At 48.5% G+C, this 15,927-nt stretch carries 16 protein-coding genes and 1 riboswitch; of the genes, 13 read left to right on the top strand and 3 right to left on the bottom strand.

Features of this window, described 5'->3' with window-relative positions; all coding sequences use genetic code 11:
- The first annotated feature begins 151 nt into the window (after window positions 1-151).
- From CXF70_RS00400 to thiW, 10 genes are all read left to right on the top strand, one after another.
- The gene (locus CXF70_RS00400) at window positions 152-2,212 is read left to right on the top strand and encodes an ATP-binding protein (protein ID WP_101801019.1); all 2,061 of its coding nucleotides are present in this window, start codon (window positions 152-154) and stop codon (window positions 2,210-2,212) included.
- A gap of 33 nt (window positions 2,213-2,245) precedes the next feature.
- On the top strand, window positions 2,246-2,740 hold the full coding sequence (locus CXF70_RS00405; RefSeq protein WP_101801020.1) for an LURP-one-related/scramblase family protein: 495 nt from the start codon (window positions 2,246-2,248) through the stop codon (window positions 2,738-2,740).
- A gap of 199 nt (window positions 2,741-2,939) precedes the next feature.
- Window positions 2,940-3,392 (top strand): helix-turn-helix domain-containing protein, encoded by a 453-nt coding sequence (locus CXF70_RS00410; RefSeq protein WP_101801021.1) that lies wholly within the window; start codon window positions 2,940-2,942, stop codon window positions 3,390-3,392.
- A gap of 27 nt (window positions 3,393-3,419) precedes the next feature.
- Complete coding sequence (locus tag CXF70_RS00415; RefSeq protein WP_233208500.1) at window positions 3,420-3,983, top strand: GNAT family N-acetyltransferase; 564 nt, start codon at window positions 3,420-3,422, stop codon at window positions 3,981-3,983.
- 242 nt (window positions 3,984-4,225) lie between these two features.
- Window positions 4,226-4,420 (top strand): hypothetical protein, encoded by a 195-nt coding sequence (locus tag CXF70_RS00420; RefSeq protein ID WP_101801022.1) that lies wholly within the window; start codon window positions 4,226-4,228, stop codon window positions 4,418-4,420.
- Window positions 4,421-4,597: 177 nt separating this feature from the next.
- Window positions 4,598-4,700, top strand: a riboswitch (TPP riboswitch).
- Between the two features lie 86 nt (window positions 4,701-4,786).
- Window positions 4,787-5,470 carry a thiaminase II gene (gene tenA, locus CXF70_RS00425; RefSeq protein WP_101801023.1) on the top strand — a complete coding sequence of 228 codons (684 nt, stop codon included), beginning with the start codon at window positions 4,787-4,789 and terminating at the stop codon, window positions 5,468-5,470.
- Window position 5,471: 1 nt separating this feature from the next.
- Entirely contained in the window at window positions 5,472-6,284 is an 813-nt protein-coding gene (thiM, locus tag CXF70_RS00430) for a hydroxyethylthiazole kinase (protein ID WP_101801024.1), read from the top strand.
- On the top strand, window positions 6,260-7,093 hold the full coding sequence (thiD, locus tag CXF70_RS00435; protein WP_084243489.1) for a bifunctional hydroxymethylpyrimidine kinase/phosphomethylpyrimidine kinase: 834 nt from the start codon (window positions 6,260-6,262) through the stop codon (window positions 7,091-7,093). The genes thiM and thiD overlap by 25 nt, the downstream gene beginning before the upstream one ends.
- Window positions 7,074-7,727 (top strand): thiamine phosphate synthase, encoded by a 654-nt coding sequence (gene thiE / locus CXF70_RS00440; RefSeq protein ID WP_101801025.1) that lies wholly within the window; start codon window positions 7,074-7,076, stop codon window positions 7,725-7,727. The genes thiD and thiE overlap by 20 nt, the downstream gene beginning before the upstream one ends.
- Window positions 7,724-8,212 (top strand): energy coupling factor transporter S component ThiW, encoded by a 489-nt coding sequence (gene thiW / locus CXF70_RS00445; protein ID WP_101801026.1) that lies wholly within the window; start codon window positions 7,724-7,726, stop codon window positions 8,210-8,212. Before thiE ends, thiW begins: the two co-directional genes overlap by 4 nt.
- Window positions 8,213-8,287: 75 nt before the next feature.
- On the opposite strand, the gene CXF70_RS00450 is transcribed toward thiW, so the two are convergent.
- The 3 genes from CXF70_RS00450 to CXF70_RS00460 all read right to left on the bottom strand — a co-directional run bounded on the left by CXF70_RS00450 (window position 8,288) and on the right by CXF70_RS00460 (window position 10,259).
- Window positions 8,288-9,049: a purine nucleoside phosphorylase YfiH/LACC1 family protein gene (locus CXF70_RS00450; RefSeq protein ID WP_101801027.1), complete on the bottom strand. Its 762-nt coding sequence runs from the start codon at window positions 9,047-9,049 to the stop codon at window positions 8,288-8,290.
- A 93-nt stretch (window positions 9,050-9,142) separates the two neighbouring features.
- Window positions 9,143-9,382 carry a KGG domain-containing protein gene (locus CXF70_RS00455; RefSeq protein WP_101801028.1) on the bottom strand — a complete coding sequence of 80 codons (240 nt, stop codon included), beginning with the start codon at window positions 9,380-9,382 and terminating at the stop codon, window positions 9,143-9,145.
- A gap of 175 nt (window positions 9,383-9,557) precedes the next feature.
- Entirely contained in the window at window positions 9,558-10,259 is a 702-nt protein-coding gene (locus tag CXF70_RS00460) for a Na-translocating system protein MpsC family protein (protein WP_101801029.1), read from the bottom strand.
- Window positions 10,260-10,514: 255 nt separating this feature from the next.
- On the opposite strand from CXF70_RS00460, the gene CXF70_RS00465 reads away from it, so the two are divergent.
- The 3 genes from CXF70_RS00465 to CXF70_RS00475 all read left to right on the top strand — a co-directional run bounded on the left by CXF70_RS00465 (window position 10,515) and on the right by CXF70_RS00475 (window position 15,872).
- Entirely contained in the window at window positions 10,515-11,630 is a 1,116-nt protein-coding gene (locus tag CXF70_RS00465; protein ID WP_101801030.1) for a GGDEF domain-containing protein, read from the top strand.
- A 165-nt stretch (window positions 11,631-11,795) separates the two neighbouring features.
- Entirely contained in the window at window positions 11,796-14,936 is a 3,141-nt protein-coding gene (locus tag CXF70_RS00470) for a DEAD/DEAH box helicase (RefSeq protein WP_101801031.1), read from the top strand.
- Between the two features lie 321 nt (window positions 14,937-15,257).
- Window positions 15,258-15,872 carry an NUDIX hydrolase gene (locus tag CXF70_RS00475; protein WP_084243496.1) on the top strand — a complete coding sequence of 205 codons (615 nt, stop codon included), beginning with the start codon at window positions 15,258-15,260 and terminating at the stop codon, window positions 15,870-15,872.
- Window positions 15,873-15,927: the final 55 nt, after the last annotated feature.

Consider the following 15,927-nt stretch of genomic DNA (forward strand, 5'->3'; position numbering starts at 1 on the left):
TTAGGGGTCAGTTTAATAAAATAGGTTGACCCGCGTATCTGTGGGTTCTTTTTGGTAAAATGTAGGGAGCAATCGAATCAATGTCAGCATGAAATTGATTCGAGAGATACATGATTTTTAATTTGCCAGGCATAGATTGGAGAATACTTGTATGGAGAACGAACAGTCGCGATATTCGAGGCTTGCCAATATCACCCAAATCATTAATACGAAACTGGAATTGCGGGAAGTGCTGGAGCAGGTGACAACGGCAATTTCAGAGGAGATTGTGCGATGCAATTCAGTTGGCATCTACCTGCCGCAAAAAGATGGCACTTACCGGGGCTTCGTGGGGAAACCGGAGCTGATGGGTGGTATGACTTTGCAATCGCAGGTAATCGATCCTGCAAACGATCCTCTCGCAGCGGATGTCATTGCAACCCGAAAAACCATCTATATACGGGACACCGCGACCGACCATCGTCCGGATCCGCGTTCGGTTGAAGCTTTCCAGATCAAGTCGCTGCTGGCGTTGCCGATTTCCTATAACGGGGAATTATTCGGCCTGGTGTTTCTGTTTGATTCCGGCACACCGATGGATTTGACCCAGTCCGAGATCGAAAGTGTTGAAGCTTACGTGAATATGGCGGCCGTCGCCATTCAAAACGCGAAATCCATTTCCCAGAAAGAAAAATTGCTTGAAGAAAAGCAATTGCTGCTGGATCTTGCCCAAGAGCTGTCGCTGTGTTCGACGATACGGGAAAGCTTGAAAACCTGTTTCACTTACCTGGATAAAACGGCTGCCGGCTGTGAACTTGCAGCGCATATTGTAAAGCCTTCCTTGGAACAAGGCGGCAAGCGGCTGGAATTCTATAAGGCAGGCGAAAAGACGGAAGCGGAATGGAATGAACACCTGATACAGCTCGGTTCGCTGGCCAGCTATAAAGAATTACTGGATGACGCGGTTTCTTTAAGGAAGCGGATGCGGCTGGTCCTGAACGGCGATAAAGATTTACTGTTGTTTCCGTTGATTGCAATGGGGAAAGTGCAGGGCGTCATTTCAGCGATAAGCTCGTTGGAACGGGAGAATTATATTGAAGATCCGCAGATTCTCCTGGCTCAATCGATTGTGGACGCTACTGCGCCGGTATTCTCGAATTTATTGTATATGGATCAATTGGAAGTGATGGTCGAAGAGCGGACGAGTGCGCTGTACGCTGCAAACAAGCGGGTCAACAGTGTCGTCGAAAGTATTACAGACGGATTTTTCGCGCTGAATAAAAATTGGGAATATGTCTTCATGAATCAGCATCATTTTCTGCCTGGAGGAAAAAAAGCGGAAGATGTGATGGGAAGAAACATCTGGGAAGTCTACCCGGATACAGTGGATACCGTCATCTATACTGAATTCCACCGGGCGATGGATGAGCGGATGACCGTGCGTTTTGAGACGCAATCCGACGAGGAAGATTATTGGTATGAAGTAACGGCGTATCCTTTCGACGATGGCATTTGCTGTATGCTCAAAAACGTCAAGGAAAAAAAGAAGTATGAAAAAGAGCTGAAGAGACTAGCGAATCTGGACTTGATCGGGCAGATGGCAGCAGGAATCAGCCATGAAATCCGCAACCCCATGACGACGGTGAGAGGCTTCCTGCAATTGCTGAAAACAGATGAATTATTGGCGCCGCACGAAGGGCATTTCAATCTGATGATTGATGAACTCGATCGTGCCAATGCCATCATCACAGAGTTCCTGTCGGTCGGCAACACCCGGACTTCGGATATGAGAAAGATGAATCTGAATACCATCATCAATGACATCTCGCCATTGATCAAAGTCGATACGTTCAATCAGAATAAACACCTTGAGATCTATACGCAGGAAATTCCAGATTTATTGCTGAATCATAACGAAATCCGTCAATTGATCATCAATTTATACCGCAACGGCCTGGAAGCGATGGAACCGGGACGGACGCTGACAATCGGAACTTATGTGGAGAATGATAATTGTGTCGTGCTGGCGGTGCAGGATCAGGGCTGCGGAATCGATTCCGAAATCATCGAGAAAATCGGCACGCCTTTCTACACGACCAAAGATGAAGGGACGGGTCTCGGCCTTGGCATCTGCTACGCTGTAGCAGCGAGGCATAACGCTAAGATTGAAATCGAAACCGGACCTGAAGGCACGATTTTCTTTACGAGATTTCCTATTGATAAGACGGACTGAAAAAGGCTATGCTGAAGCAAAGGGGGAATGGCGATGAGACAGCTTTACATGAAACAGAAAGTCTTTAGTCTAAGCGGCAAATTTACGGTGAAGGACAAGGAACAGCAGGATGTTTATTATGTCGAAGGCAGCTTCTTGCAAATTCCGAAGACATTTACGATCATGGATCCCACCCGCAAGGAAATAGCATTGATCACCAAAAAAACATTCAGCCTGCTGCCGAAGTTTTTCGTGGAAGTGGATGGACGTGAAGTATTGATGATCAAAAAGGAATTCACTTTTTTCAAAGCAAAATACACGATTGACGCTGAAGGGGTCGAAGTGCAAGGCAATTGGTGGGATATGAATTTCGAAGTTTTGCAGCACGGCAAAGTGGTCGGTTCCGTCAGCAAGCAATGGCTGACTTGGGGCGACACTTATGAGGTGCAGGTTTTGGACGAAAAGATGGAGCATCTCCTGATTGCGCTGGTCGTCGCAATCGACTGTGTGAAGGCGGATGAAGCGGCGGCGGCTTCGGCGGGGTCGTGATTATTTTTTTCAGAAGGCGGTAAAATAAACAGGTGAAAAAGCGGCTGGGTCCAGTCGCTTTTTTTATTTGATAAATGCTCCTATACCAGAGGGGACACTGGTTGCAACTGTTAGTTGCGTGGTTTAGCAACCGGAAGTAGCTTTACTCCAAATACAAATATGTTCTAAATTGAAACTGTAGAGAAAGGCGGGGAATCGTATGATTTTTAGTGAACGATTAAAAACGGAAAGAGAAAAAATGGGATGGTCCCAGACAGAACTTGCCGAAAAGATTCACGTGAGCCGGCAATCGGTTTCAAAATGGGAGACCGGAAAAAGTCTGCCGAGCATCGAAGTGCTTATCGATCTTAGCGATTTATTTGGGATAACAATAGACGAAATGCTAAGGAGTGACAGGGAATTGAAAGAAAAAGTGATTCAAGACAGTAAACAATTGGCTCATCCCAGGTGGAAAGTGTTCTTTGACAGTGTATTTATGATCGGCGTGTTTCTACTTGTGGCAAAGCTGATTATTTTGGGTATAAATTACTTTGCAGGAACAGAATTTTTGATGTTGGAAGGTTTTGCGAGATTGGCTGCCAATTTCGGGCCGTTAGTTCTGATGGTTATCGGTGGAATCGGCAGTGATTCATTGAAGGACAAATATCAGTAAAATGAGGCGAACCAAGGGGAAAAGAGGATGAAAATGACGGAAAATGGTTTTATTTTCGAATCAGAACGGCTCGGTTTTCGAAGATGGAAGGCTGACGATAGGGGAGTGTTTGCCCGCATGAATGCGGACCCGCAGGTGATGGAGTATTTTCCAGACATGCTGACGCCAGCCGAGTCGGATCGGCTGATCGAGCGCTTCGAGAGGCATACCGAGGAAAAAGGCTTTGGAATCTGGGCAGTCGAACGCAAGGAAGACGGCGTGTTCATCGGCTTTATCGGATTGTTGGAAGTAGGCTTTGACGCCGGTTTCCAAGGTGCCGTTGAAATCGGCTGGCGGCTGGACAATAAATTCTGGAAACAGGGCTATGCCACTGAAGGTGCGAGAGCCTGTCTGGATTATGCATTCGGAGTTTTGGGCTTGGACGAAATTCTTTCATTTACAGCGACACTCAACCAACCATCCGAAACCGTTATGAAGCGGATCGGCATGAAAAAAGCGGGTGAATTCGACCATCCGAAACTGGAAGAAGGCAGTCCGCTGAAAAGACATGTGTTGTATAAGATCACGGCGGCCGAGCACGCGTCGCAGTGAGCGAAATGCATTGACTTATTGCCGCTTAGGGCTTATTGTTAGAGACGCGATGAGCTCATTTGCGTAAGACGGACAAGCATTCCCTGGAGGAACACGTTGTGGAGCGTGGCTTGGACGCCGCAAATATCGATGCACCCTGCCTTTTGGCGGGGTGTTTTTTGTTTTTGGGGTGGAAACAATGTGGAAGAACCTTTAATTCCGAAAAACGTCTTCTTTTAATATGATGTAGAGGAGGTAAGGAAATGGGTTTTTGGTATTTTTTGATTTTGTTCATAGGATTGTTTTTAATATTTATAGGAATATTTAAGAAAAAGCATTACTCGTCTGTAAGAAAACTTACTTTAGTAGTAACAGGATTAATCTGCATATTATTCGCGCTTTTCATGTTTTCACCAGGAAGTGCAGAAGTGATTGCCGATTTACTTAATTTAACCTAGCGAGTTATTTAATTTTACAAAACTAGTAACAAGAGTTTGCATATGAGACCTTATCGGAAATTCCCATATTTGCTTTGGCGAATCGGTAATAGGTGTGAATGAGATTTTTGCAACATTCAAAAATATATTTGTGATTTTTCAGACTATGTGATAATCTTTGGGGGAACAACTGAATACATGCACCACTGGGGGAGCCGGATATCGGCTGAGACGAGCAACGCTCGGACCCTTTGAACCTGATCTGGATCATACCAGCGGAGGGAAGTGGGCGAGCGTATGCCGGATTTCTCTATCTTTTTGCATATTATTGCCGCTTTCCTTTACTGGGAAGCGGTATTTTATTTTGCCTGAAAGGGGCTGGAGAAGATGGAATTTACACAGGAAGTGCGGCAGGACTGCGAGAGTTTATGGCAGGCGAGTTTCGATCATCCGTTTGTGAAAGGGATTGCGGACGGCAGTTTGCCGGTGGAGATATTCCGCTATTATGTTATGCAGGACGCTTATTACCTGACGAATTTTGCAAAGATGCAAGCGGTCGGTGCGCTCAAAGCGCCGGACCTTGCGACGACGAAAAGCTTTGCGCATCATTCGGAGCAGACATGTGCGGCGGAAATGGCGCTTCATGAATCATTCATGGGCATGCTCGGGGTAACAGAGGAAGATTGGGAAAAATTTGAACCGTCGCCGAGTGCCTATGCTTATGTGTCGCATATGTACCGCGCGATGGAAGGTGATCTGGCGGATGTGGTCGCGACTATCCTACCTTGTTACTGGCTTTATTATGAAATTGGGGAGCGCTTGAAAGACGCCGAACCGGGGCATCCGATTTACGACCGGTGGATTGAGACGTATGGTTCGGAATGGTTTGGCGAATTGGTGCAGGAGCAAATCGGGCGGATGGATCGATTGGCGGAAGGGCTGTCTGCGGAACGTCGCCAGGAATTGAAGGACCGTTTCCGCCGCAGCAGCTATTACGAATGGAATTTCTGGCAGCAGGCCTGGACGTTGGAGACATGGGAATTGCCGGCTCAAGTAAAGGCGGGTGTTTGAGATGATCAGTAAAATCCGCAGTGAAAATCCAATCATCCATTGCATCACCAATCACGTCGTGTCGAATTTTCAAGCGAACGGGCTGCTGGCAATCGGTGCTTCGCCCATCATGGGCGAAGCACAAGAAGAAGTGGAAGAACTGGTCGCCATTTCGCGCGCCTTGTCATTGAATATCGGAACGTTGAATAAAGAAACGCTTCATAGCATGCTGCTCGCCGGTAAACGGGCGAATAAGGAAAAAATTCCGGTGATCCTGGATCCAGTGGGAGCAGGCGCGACCGCTTTTCGGAAAGATGCCATACAGAAGATTTTAACGGATATCGATGTCAGTGTGCTGCGCTGCAACGCGGGTGAACTGGCGGCAATCGGCGGAGTGAGATGGGCCTCTAAAGGCGTCGATGCCGGTGAAGGCAATGTCGACTTGGAGGAACTGGCAACTCGAGTAGCAATAGAATACAGCTTGGTGGTGGCAGTGACAGGCGAGACCGATATCGTGGCCGACGGTTCGCGGGTGGAAAAGATTACGGGCGGCGACCGGATGATGAGTTCAGTGACCGGCATGGGCTGTCTGCTCAGCGCTGTGACAGCCGCTTTCATGGCAGTAAGTCCGGACAATCCAACAGCTGCGGCAATCGAAGCTCTCAAATTTTACGGGACGGCCGGTGAAAAGGCAGCGGCAGTTTCAGAAGGACCCGGCAGTTTCCGCGACACATTCCTGGATGTTTTATTCGGCATGGAGATCGAGGAAACCGGCTTCGACTTTGAAAAAGGGGAAGGGGTGGATGTACTGTGGCAGCGATCAAGCAGGTATTGACGATTGCGGGTTCGGATTCCGGCGGCGGAGCGGGCATACAGGCGGATATCAAAACTTTCCAGGAGCTCGGCGTTTTCGGTACATCGGCCATTACAGCGGTAACGGCGCAGAATACATGCGGCGTCCACGGGGTCTATCCCATGCCTGCAGGTGCGGTGAAAGCGCAGATCGATGCCATCGGAGCGGATTTTGCCATTGCCGCCGTGAAAACGGGAATGCTTTTCGACGCCGAAATCATCGCTGAAACGGCGGCGGGAATCAGAAAGCATGGCTGGCGCAATCTTGTTGTGGATCCGGTGATGATCGCAAAAGGCGGCGCAACGTTGCTGCAGGACGAAGCACTCGAGGCAATGCGGACCTTGTTATTGCCATTGGCGGAGGTCATCACCCCGAATATCCCGGAAGCGGAAATGCTGAGCGGCATGAAAATCCATGAAGCAGCAGACCGGAAAAGAGTGGCTGAACAGATTCTCGCTTTTGGCGCGAAGGCCGTCGTCATCAAAGGGGGACATGCCGATAATCCATTGATCGCGGAAGATTATTGTCTCGATCGGAACGGTGAATCATTTGTCCTGCGTTCGGCGCGCATCCATACCCAGCAGACGCACGGCACCGGCTGTACCTTTTCGGCTGCTTTGACAGCCGAATTGGCTAAAGGGGAAGCATTGCCGGAAGCTTTGGTGACGGCAAAACGGTTCATCCAGGCAGCGCTTTCGCATCAATTGCATATCGGTGCTGGACATGGTCCGACAAACCACGCCGCTTACCGCTATTTTGCAGCGGAAGGGGATGTGCAATTTGTTCAATAAACCTTCTGTCTATTTCATCATGGGCACGCAGAATGCTTCAGGCAAAAACCCGCTGTCGGTATTGGAAGAAGCTTTAAAAGGCGGCATCAGCCATTTCCAGCTTCGCGAAAAAGGAGCGGGAGCTTTACAGGGGCAGGATTTGCTGAAGTTTGCGGAAAAGTGCCGCAATTTATGCGCAGATTACGAAGTTCCTTTTTTAATCAATGATGATGTCGAATTGGCTATCGCTGTCGATGCTGACGGCATCCATATCGGACAGGAAGACATGGATTGCGGGCAGGCACGGACACTGATTGGCAAGGAAAAGGTGCTGGGTGTTTCTGTGCATTCACTCGAGGAAGCGAAGATTGCCATCGATGCCGGTGCGGATTATCTCGGCATGGGTCCCGTGTACGGCACGCGATCGAAAGCGGATGCGAAACGGCCGGCAGGCACGGCGGGCATCTCGGAAGTCACCAGCCACTTTCCGTTGACGCCTGTTTTCGGCATCGGTGGAATCACGCCTCAAAATGCGCCAGCAGTCTGGCAGGCAGGTGCATGCGGTGTTGCCGTCATTTCGGCGTTGTCGGAGGCTGACGATATTGCTTTGCAAATCGCGCATTTCAAAAATTCATATAAAGGGGTATTGATATGAACACAAAAAAACTTGTCGTAATGTCAATGTTCGTAGCGCTTGCAGTTGCCGGTTCAGCATTTGTATCGTTCCCGGCTGGAATTGCCCGCGCTTATCCCATTCAGCACGCCATCAATGTCATAGCAGCTGTGCTTTTCGGACCAATCCCTGCCGTTACGATAGCCTTTGTGACGGGAGTAGTGCGGGTGCTGACCGGCACCGGATCGCTATTGGCATTTCCGGGAGGAATGATCGGCGCATTGCTTGCGGGTTTATTGTATAAGATGTCGGGCCGCATCGGCTTTGCGGCAGTGGGCGAAATCATCGGCACCGGCATCATCGCATCATTGATAGCTGTGCCGTATGCCAAACTGCTGAGGGGCACTGAAACCGCAGCGCTGTTCTTCATGCCGCCGTTCCTTGTATCAAGTATCAGTGGTGCGATATTGGGTGTAGTGCTGGTGTATCGATTGGAGAAAACCAAAGTGAGAAGTTTGTTGTATTAAAGGGAGTTAGATAGAGTCCATTTAATGCAGTAAGATCTTAAAAATAATACAAAAAAGCGTGAGCAGATTGCCTGCTCACGCTCTTTTAACGATAAAGCCCATATGCCGTCCGCTCTTCCTGTCTTCGCGGTAAGAAAAACCTTCAGGATTCATGAATGTGCAGGTGCGATCGATTGAAATGTGGCCTGTCGGGATGCCAGCCAATTCACATTGCTTCTTGACGGTCAGCTGGTTATCGATATGGTATTTGCCGGTTTCAGCGTTGTGATATATGAATTCATCCGCATAGCCGAGCGCTTTGAATTTCAAGTAGACATCTTCATCCACTTCGAATTTTTCCTGGCTTAATGCAGCGCCGATCTGGATATGGAAATCCTCCGGTTTGCAGCCTTCCTCATTCTTCAGATGTTCGAAAAGCTTTAATGTCACTTCTTTGATGGTGCCTTGCCAGCCTGAATGCACGGCGCCGATGAGTCCTTTGTTTTCATTGTATAAAAGGAGCGGAACGCAGTCAGCGGCGAACGTACAGAGCACAAGACCGGTTTCATAAGTATACAGCGCATCGGTGTTTTCCACTGCATGCCCGGTCTCAGTGGATCCGCGCCCTCTGTCTGCTGCCTCGACACGGTGGAAATTGGCGCTGTGCGTCTGGTTGGCGCATACAAAATCGACGAGGGTAAGGCCGAGGAAATCTGCCAGTTTCCGCCGGTTTTCCACTATCAGCATCGGGTCTTCACAAGCATGTAGCGCCATGTTATTGAGTTCGAATTCTACCGCATCTTTCAGCGTGAGCCCGGCTGTGAAATTTGCCGAATGGACGTATAGTTTCGTTTTCATATCATCACCTGTCTCTACTATATAAGAGCTGGATTTTATTGTATAGAAAAAAGGAGGGCATTTGCCCTCCTTTCACTGTTCCACACTAAGCGCTTACGAATTGTTGCCGCTGCTGTGGCTGTTTCTGCCGCCTTTACGGCCGGCTTCTTCGCGGCTCATTTTGTTGCCTCCGGAATTATTGCCTCCCGAGTTGTTGCCGCTGTGGCTGTTTTCTCCACCTTTTTCCCCAATTTCTTCATAGAATTCCTGTCCATGGCTGTTGGATGTTGCTTCTCCTCCAAGACGACCTGCTTCTTCACGACTCATTTTGTTGCCGTTGTTTTTGTCTGCCATTTCTAACTCCTCCTTAAAGTGTATTGGGTGTTACAGTATGTGATTTTCCCGGTTAACATGCGCTCAAACACCATTAACCGTTTTGTAAAACACTTATAATATTTCCCACCTTCTATCAAGGTTTTTTATTTTACGCCAATAAAAAACCGCCCTGTTTAATGGGCGGGAAAGTCAGTTACTGCTTTTTGGGTGGTTCCAGAAGAAACACGATATAACCGATATCATCCTGGAAATTCCAATCAAGAAAAACTTCTTTAATATTGCGTTTCAGTATTTTTTCGGGATGTGATTCCAATATCAAGTGTCGCTCCAGCGGTCGTTTGGCGAGCTTGAGAATTTCGGAGTAGCCTTCCGATATCAATGCTTTCTCGATCCCTACTAAGATGCCATATCTTTTGACCAGTATTGTCCGGTCATTCAGCCAATAACTTTCAATAGAGCTCGGTGTTTTTTCAGCACGTTCACTGGCTGTTTCAATCTTTTCCTCGAAAGTATCCCTGTCAATCTCTGCGGGCCATTCAAAATCATTTTCCTGCACATTTTCATCAATGACACCAATCAGCAATCCTGTTTCCAGTTCAAGATTCCAGTCCGCATGAAATTCACTGATATCCAATTGCCCGATTCGCCATAGATTCTTCTTTATGTCTTCTTCCAATTCATTGATCAGTAAATCCCGGGTTTCCAAAACTCGTTTCCATTCCTTCTGTTTCAGCAGCACGGCTTCCATAGGGGCGATGAACCCACGGAAGTGGATAACGATAAATGGCTTTCGGATAGTTACATAAACGGATGTTGGACCTTTTCCAAAATGATCACGGAGCAGCGTTGAAATATAGCCGCTTATTTCAGATTGCACCGTCTTTTCTGAAGCCATGAAGATTCCTCCTTCCGTCGAAAGCATATTTATCCGATATTTTATAATTGCTTGTTCCCATAATTATAGAGGTTTGGGTGGGGAATTGCGAGGAGTCTTTATTTTTTTGATAGATAGTAAATATCAGGAGCAGTAGAGAGACATTCAGCGGAATTTCATTAAAAATAATATCTTAATAGTAGTATATTATTCCTCTTAGTTCCTGATAGAATGAGAATAAAGGGAAGAATTTGAAGATGAAGGGAGGGGGACCTCGTGGAAAAGACAAATCAATTGGGTTTAAATTATGAATTTTGGGCAAAAAAAATCCTCTATTTTTATGGCTTGCTGGCCATTGTGGCAATCGGGGGCCAATTAGTCGGCTTGATCGTCACGTTCTTTTACTATTCCTATTATATAGAAGACTATATATCACTGCGCATGATCTGGCCGACAAGTTTTATCCTGGCCATCATGCTGCTTTCCTGGTTCATGGTACAAATATTAAAAATCTATAACCCGTACATCCTCTTTTTCGCAGGCACCCTCCTTGCGGTTGTGATGATTCTGGCAAATCCGGGTTTACCGGGCCTTCAGATGACTTTATTGCTGCCAATGGCGATCTCGTTGATTTACCTGAAGAAGTTTAAGCTGACCATCAGTTTTTTGACCAATTTCACTGCTCTTCTCGTCATTTATGTCATAAGTGCAGACAGCCGGGCGGCAATGACGCCATATGAATATTTTGCTTATCTGTTCATTCTGGTGGCCGGGTATATCGTTTATTTGGCAGTAATTGAAAGAGGGACGGAAATGCTTACGACGCTGCGGCATGCAGCGGAAAAAGAAGAGGAGCTGCTGATTCAGAACCGCATCATGGAACGATTATCGAAGACGGATGCGCTGACCGGGCTTTTTAACCATAAGACTTTCCAAAACTATCTGGATTCGCTTGTCCAGCAGGCGGAAAATTCGGGGATGCAGCTTCAGCTGGCGGTCCTGGATATCGATAACTTCAAAAGCATCAATGACAATTTCGGCCACAGCAGCGGTGATTTGGTGTTGAAACATGTAGCGGAAATTATAGCAGAAAAAGCGGGTCCCCACGATGTAGTGGCGCGTTACGGCGGAGAAGAGTTTGCTGTCCTTTTCACAGAAAAGCCGTTCGAAGAAACGCTGGCAATTCTGGAGGACATGCGCAAGGGCATCGCGGAGGTGCGGCATGCGGAAATTGCCGGTAGAAGCGTCACCATCAGCGCGGGATTGCAGAACTATTATCCGGGTTTGTCCAAAAGCGATTTTTTTAAAAAGGCGGACTCTTATTTGTATGACGCCAAGCGGAATGGCAAAAATCAGATTCAGCATAATCGCAGTTACCACTATATCGGTTAAAGAAGGATTACCGCTACGCCAATCGGCGGGAGCGGTGTTTTTGTTGATTAGAGCTGAACGGGTGCCGTCGCTTTTCTATAATGGGTCCTCCGCTTGATTGTCTGCACCGGGTTTATTGGCGATAATGGAAAGTAAATGCAAGCATGTACGGGAAAGGGTCATTCCATGAATTCATCATTGAACGATTATCGGATAAAAAAATTATGCGGCATGGCGGCCTACCGGAAAGGCAAGGCTTATTTCGATTCGGGCAAAGTGGCATTGGAGCCGCTGAGTGAAAATATCACTGTGGTCAAAGCGGAGGTCCGGGCAAACGGTATTTTTGAAGTCTCTGTCAAAGAAGAACTGGATGGCACCATCCTCGCTTCATGCAGCTGCCCGCCTGTCGGCTTTGTCAGCACCTATTGCCAGCATATTGCCGCCACACTTTTGGCAATCAATGAAGTGCAGCAGCAGGAACGGCAAAAAACGGAGCGCTTAATGGAGCTGTTCGGCGACAAAAGGATGCGTCCAAGCAAAAAACAGCTGCATTTCGATGACCGGCCGGTATTGGAAATCAGCTTCCTGTTGCATTCGGTCGAAGCGGAAGACGGCGAGCGTTTCTTCTCGGCTAAACTGAGCGCCGGGATGGACGGCGCAGTGCCGATTCAGAACGCAGGAGCGTTTCTGCAAGCGGTCGACCAGGGTTCCAGCTATCCAATTTCTGCGGATTTAACCTATTCTCGGGAAGCATTCAGTTTTACAGCGGAAACGGATGCGCTGCTGCAAGAATTGATGAAGATCAATGGTACGGTGACTGGTCGTGGCCGCATCATTATTCCTGCTTCTGCATGGGATTCGCTTGTGCAATTGCTCGCGGAAATTCCGTCAGTCAATATCGGGCATAAAGGTCGGATTTACAGAGGCTTGCGTTTTGATGGCGATTTACCGTTGATCTTCCGTTTTGAAACGTCCGGCGACGCGGGCTATGTGCTGACAGCGGAAGGGCTCGATGGGATTACGGTCATGAAGTCATACGGACTGGCGATCAGCGGCGGAGTATTTGTGAAATTGCCGCCGGACGACTGCAGGCGATTGGAAGAGTTGAAAGAGTTGATGGAAGGTTCAGCAGAACTGGATATTACACCGGCTCAGGCTGATTATTTCATGGAAAGCGTCATTCCGGGACTGGAACGTCTCGGAGAAGTACATATGGCTGCCGCTGTCACTGGGCGGCTGGAAGAAACACCGTTATCGGCCAAACTATTCCTTGACCGCATCCGCAACCGGCTGCTTGCCGGAGTGGAATTCCATTATGGCCAACTGGTCATCAATCCATGTGAAGAAGCGGAAGATGAAATCCGCCACCTGCCGGGCGTCCGCCGCCAGCGGGGCAAAGAAGAGCGGATCATGGAGCTCATGAAGAACAGCCTCTTCACCCAGACAGACGGAGGCTTTTATATGCAGGACGAAGAAGCGGAATATGATTTTCTGTTCCACACCATTCCGCAGCTGGAAGAATTGATGCAGGTGTATGCCACGACAGCTGTGAAAATGCGCGTGCAGAAAAATTACCTGGGACCGAAAGTGAAGGTGGAAGTGAAGGAACGCACGGATTGGCTGGCTTTCAAGCTGGAGCCGGGCGAGATTCCGGAGGCGGAAATCCGGCTGGTGCTCGCTGCTTTAAAGGAAAAGCGCAAGTATTACCGAATCCCTAACGGTACGTTATTGTCTTTGGAAACGCCTGAATTTATTGCGCTGAACGATTTAATGCTTGAACTTGGCAATCAAGAAGAGTGGTTCGGCGACGAAATCCGGCTGCCGCTGATTCAAGGGCTGCAGCTGGTGGCGTCGCTCGAGGAAGGCGAATTGCTCGATCCCGGTGCGGATTTTGCGAAGCTGCTGCAGAATCTCAGCAATCCCGAAGAAGTCGGTTTTGACATCCCCGAACCGCTGACAGGGATATTGCGTGATTACCAGAAAGCCGGTTTCAACTGGCTGAAAGCATTGGCAAAATACCGGTTTGGCGGCATTCTCGCGGACGATATGGGGCTTGGCAAAACTTTGCAGAGCATCGCGTTCATCCAGTCGGAACTGCCGGAAATCCGCCGGCGACAAGCCCCGGTGCTGATCGTCGCGCCTTCGTCGCTGACCTATAATTGGCTCGAAGAATTCACGAAATTTACACCGGATATCAAAGCCGTCATCATTGATGGCAATAAAACCCGGAGAACGAAACGGTTTGCCGATAATGCAGAAGCGGATGTTTTGATCACATCCTATCCGTCGCTGCGCATGGACGGTGCTCTATACAAGGGCAAGACGTTCCATACGCTGTTCCTGGACGAAGCGCAGGCTTTCAAAAATCCGGTGACCCAAACAGCGAAAGCGGTCAAAGCGATTGAAGCGGATTACCGCTTTGCGTTGACCGGCACGCCGATTGAAAATTCACTGGATGAATTATGGTCGATTTTCCATGTTGTATTCCCGGAACTGCTGCCAAACCGGATGCGTTTCGCTGAAATGCGGCGCACGAGCATCGCCAAACGCGTCCGTCCGTTCATCCTGCGGCGCGTCAAACAGGATGTGCTGAAGGAATTGCCGGACAAAGTCGAAACGCTGCAATTTTCCGAGCTGTATCCGGCGCAGAAAAAATATTATGCGGCCTATCTCGCTGAACTGAAGCAGGAAGCGCTCAAGCATCTTAATAAAGACAGTCTGCAGAAAAATCGTATCAAAATACTGGCCGGCCTGACCCGGCTTCGCCAGTTATGCTGCCACCCGTCGCTGTTCGTTGAAGGCTATGAAGGCGGCTCGGCGAAATTCGATCAATTGATGGAAATCGTTGAAAGCAGCCGGATGGCGGGACGCCGTGTACTGGTGTTTTCCCAGTTTACGCAAATGCTGCAATTGATCGGCAACCGGCTGACGCGGGAAGGGCGGCCGTATTTCTATCTGGATGGTCAGACCCGGCCGCAGGACCGCGTCGAAATGTGCAGCCGCTTTAATGAGGGTGAAGGCGATCTGTTCCTGATTTCATTGAAAGCGGGAGGCACCGGACTGAACCTGACTGGAGCCGACACGGTCATCCTCTATGACCTATGGTGGAATCCGGCAGTCGAACAGCAGGCGGCGAGCCGGGCGCACCGTATGGGACAGCAGCACACCGTGCAGGTAATCCGTATGGTGGCTAAAGGTACAATAGAAGAAAAAATCACCGAATTGCAGGAGAAGAAGAAGAACCTCATCGACGAAGTCATCCAGTCCGGCCAGGAACCGCTTGCGGCGATGACGGAAGATGATATAAGGGAATTATTGATGATTTGATGGGGAGTTGTTTTGTAAGTTGAACTAATATCTTTTTAATAATCGATATTCCGCAAAACAGCTGCGCTTGCCTGGTGGCTTGCGCTGAGCTAACTCGTGCTCAGTACCCTTCGCCCGAGTGGATCTCAGCACTTCGCTTGGTCACCTGGGCGTCTGCGCTCTTTTGCTCCATATCTTAAAACTCTCTCAAAAAAAGCCGCTTTCTAAGCGCCGAAGCGGTAAAAAACGAACTTATGTAACTTGGGCTTCTATTTTATTGCCAGGAAAGCATTTAGCCGGAGGGTTTGCTAAAATAGAAGGAAAGGAAACGGAGGTGAAGATATGGATCCGAAAAGTTTAGTGGCTCGAGTGAAAGACCGCATTCCGGAAGTTTTGGGCAATAAGGAGTTTGCGAAATTTGCGATTTTACTGCCGTTGATCGAAAAAGACGGCGAAATCCATATCCTCTTCGAAGTCCGTTCCCATCTGCTCAGAAACCAGCCCGGCGACATCTGCTTTCCGGGTGGAAGAATCGATAAACAGGATGAGTCCGAAAGGGACGCGGCAGTCCGTGAAACGATGGAAGAGCTGGGCATCGGCCGCAAGCAGATTTCCGATATTTTCCCACTGGACTATATCGTTTCGCCGTTCGGCATGATCGTTTACAGCTTCGCGGGAATCATCGATCCGGATGTTGAATTCCGGCCGAATCCGCCGGAAGTGGACAGTCTGTTCACTGTACCGTTATCGTTTTTCCTCGAAAAAGATCCGAAGGTCTACCGCGTGAATTTCGATATTCAGCCGGAAGAAAGTTTCCCCTATGACCTCATTGCCGGAGGGGAAAATTACAATTGGCGCACCCGCCAGGTCGATGAATATTTCTATATCTACGAAGACAAGGTGATATGGGGATTAACGGCCAAAATACTGACGCATTTCATGGAGATCATTCGCTGAATGGTCTTTTTTTTATGCTTTTATGGGGGATGACGAAGCAGTGGTTTTGGCGTCT

Source organism: Planomicrobium sp. MB-3u-38 (assembly GCF_002836425.1).
In the GTDB taxonomy this organism is placed as follows: Bacteria; Bacillota; Bacilli; order Bacillales_A; family Planococcaceae; genus Planococcus; species Planococcus okeanokoites.

Bases quoted from the DNA above. Each gene is read 5' to 3' on its own strand.
- CXF70_RS00450 (WP_101801027.1), bottom strand. From the start codon at position 9,049: ATGAAAACGAAACTATACGTCCATTCGGCAAATTTCACAGCCGGGCTC.
- thiE (WP_101801025.1), top strand. From the start codon at position 7,074: ATGTGCAATTTGTTCAATAAACCTTCTGTCTATTTCATCATGGGCACG.
- CXF70_RS00415 (WP_233208500.1), top strand. From the start codon at position 3,420: ATGAAAATGACGGAAAATGGTTTTATTTTCGAATCAGAACGGCTCGGT.
- thiM (WP_101801024.1), top strand. From the start codon at position 5,472: ATGATCAGTAAAATCCGCAGTGAAAATCCAATCATCCATTGCATCACC.
- CXF70_RS00420 (WP_101801022.1), top strand. From the start codon at position 4,226: ATGGGTTTTTGGTATTTTTTGATTTTGTTCATAGGATTGTTTTTAATA.
- CXF70_RS00410 (WP_101801021.1), top strand. From the start codon at position 2,940: ATGATTTTTAGTGAACGATTAAAAACGGAAAGAGAAAAAATGGGATGG.
- CXF70_RS00470 (WP_101801031.1), top strand. From the start codon at position 11,796: ATGAATTCATCATTGAACGATTATCGGATAAAAAAATTATGCGGCATG.
- tenA (WP_101801023.1), top strand. From the start codon at position 4,787: ATGGAATTTACACAGGAAGTGCGGCAGGACTGCGAGAGTTTATGGCAG.
- CXF70_RS00460 (WP_101801029.1), bottom strand. From the start codon at position 10,259: ATGGCTTCAGAAAAGACGGTGCAATCTGAAATAAGCGGCTATATTTCA.
- CXF70_RS00400 (WP_101801019.1), top strand. From the start codon at position 152: ATGGAGAACGAACAGTCGCGATATTCGAGGCTTGCCAATATCACCCAA.
- CXF70_RS00475 (WP_084243496.1), top strand. From the start codon at position 15,258: ATGGATCCGAAAAGTTTAGTGGCTCGAGTGAAAGACCGCATTCCGGAA.
- thiW (WP_101801026.1), top strand. From the start codon at position 7,724: ATGAACACAAAAAAACTTGTCGTAATGTCAATGTTCGTAGCGCTTGCA.
- CXF70_RS00455 (WP_101801028.1), bottom strand. From the start codon at position 9,382: ATGGCAGACAAAAACAACGGCAACAAAATGAGTCGTGAAGAAGCAGGT.
- CXF70_RS00405 (WP_101801020.1), top strand. From the start codon at position 2,246: ATGAGACAGCTTTACATGAAACAGAAAGTCTTTAGTCTAAGCGGCAAA.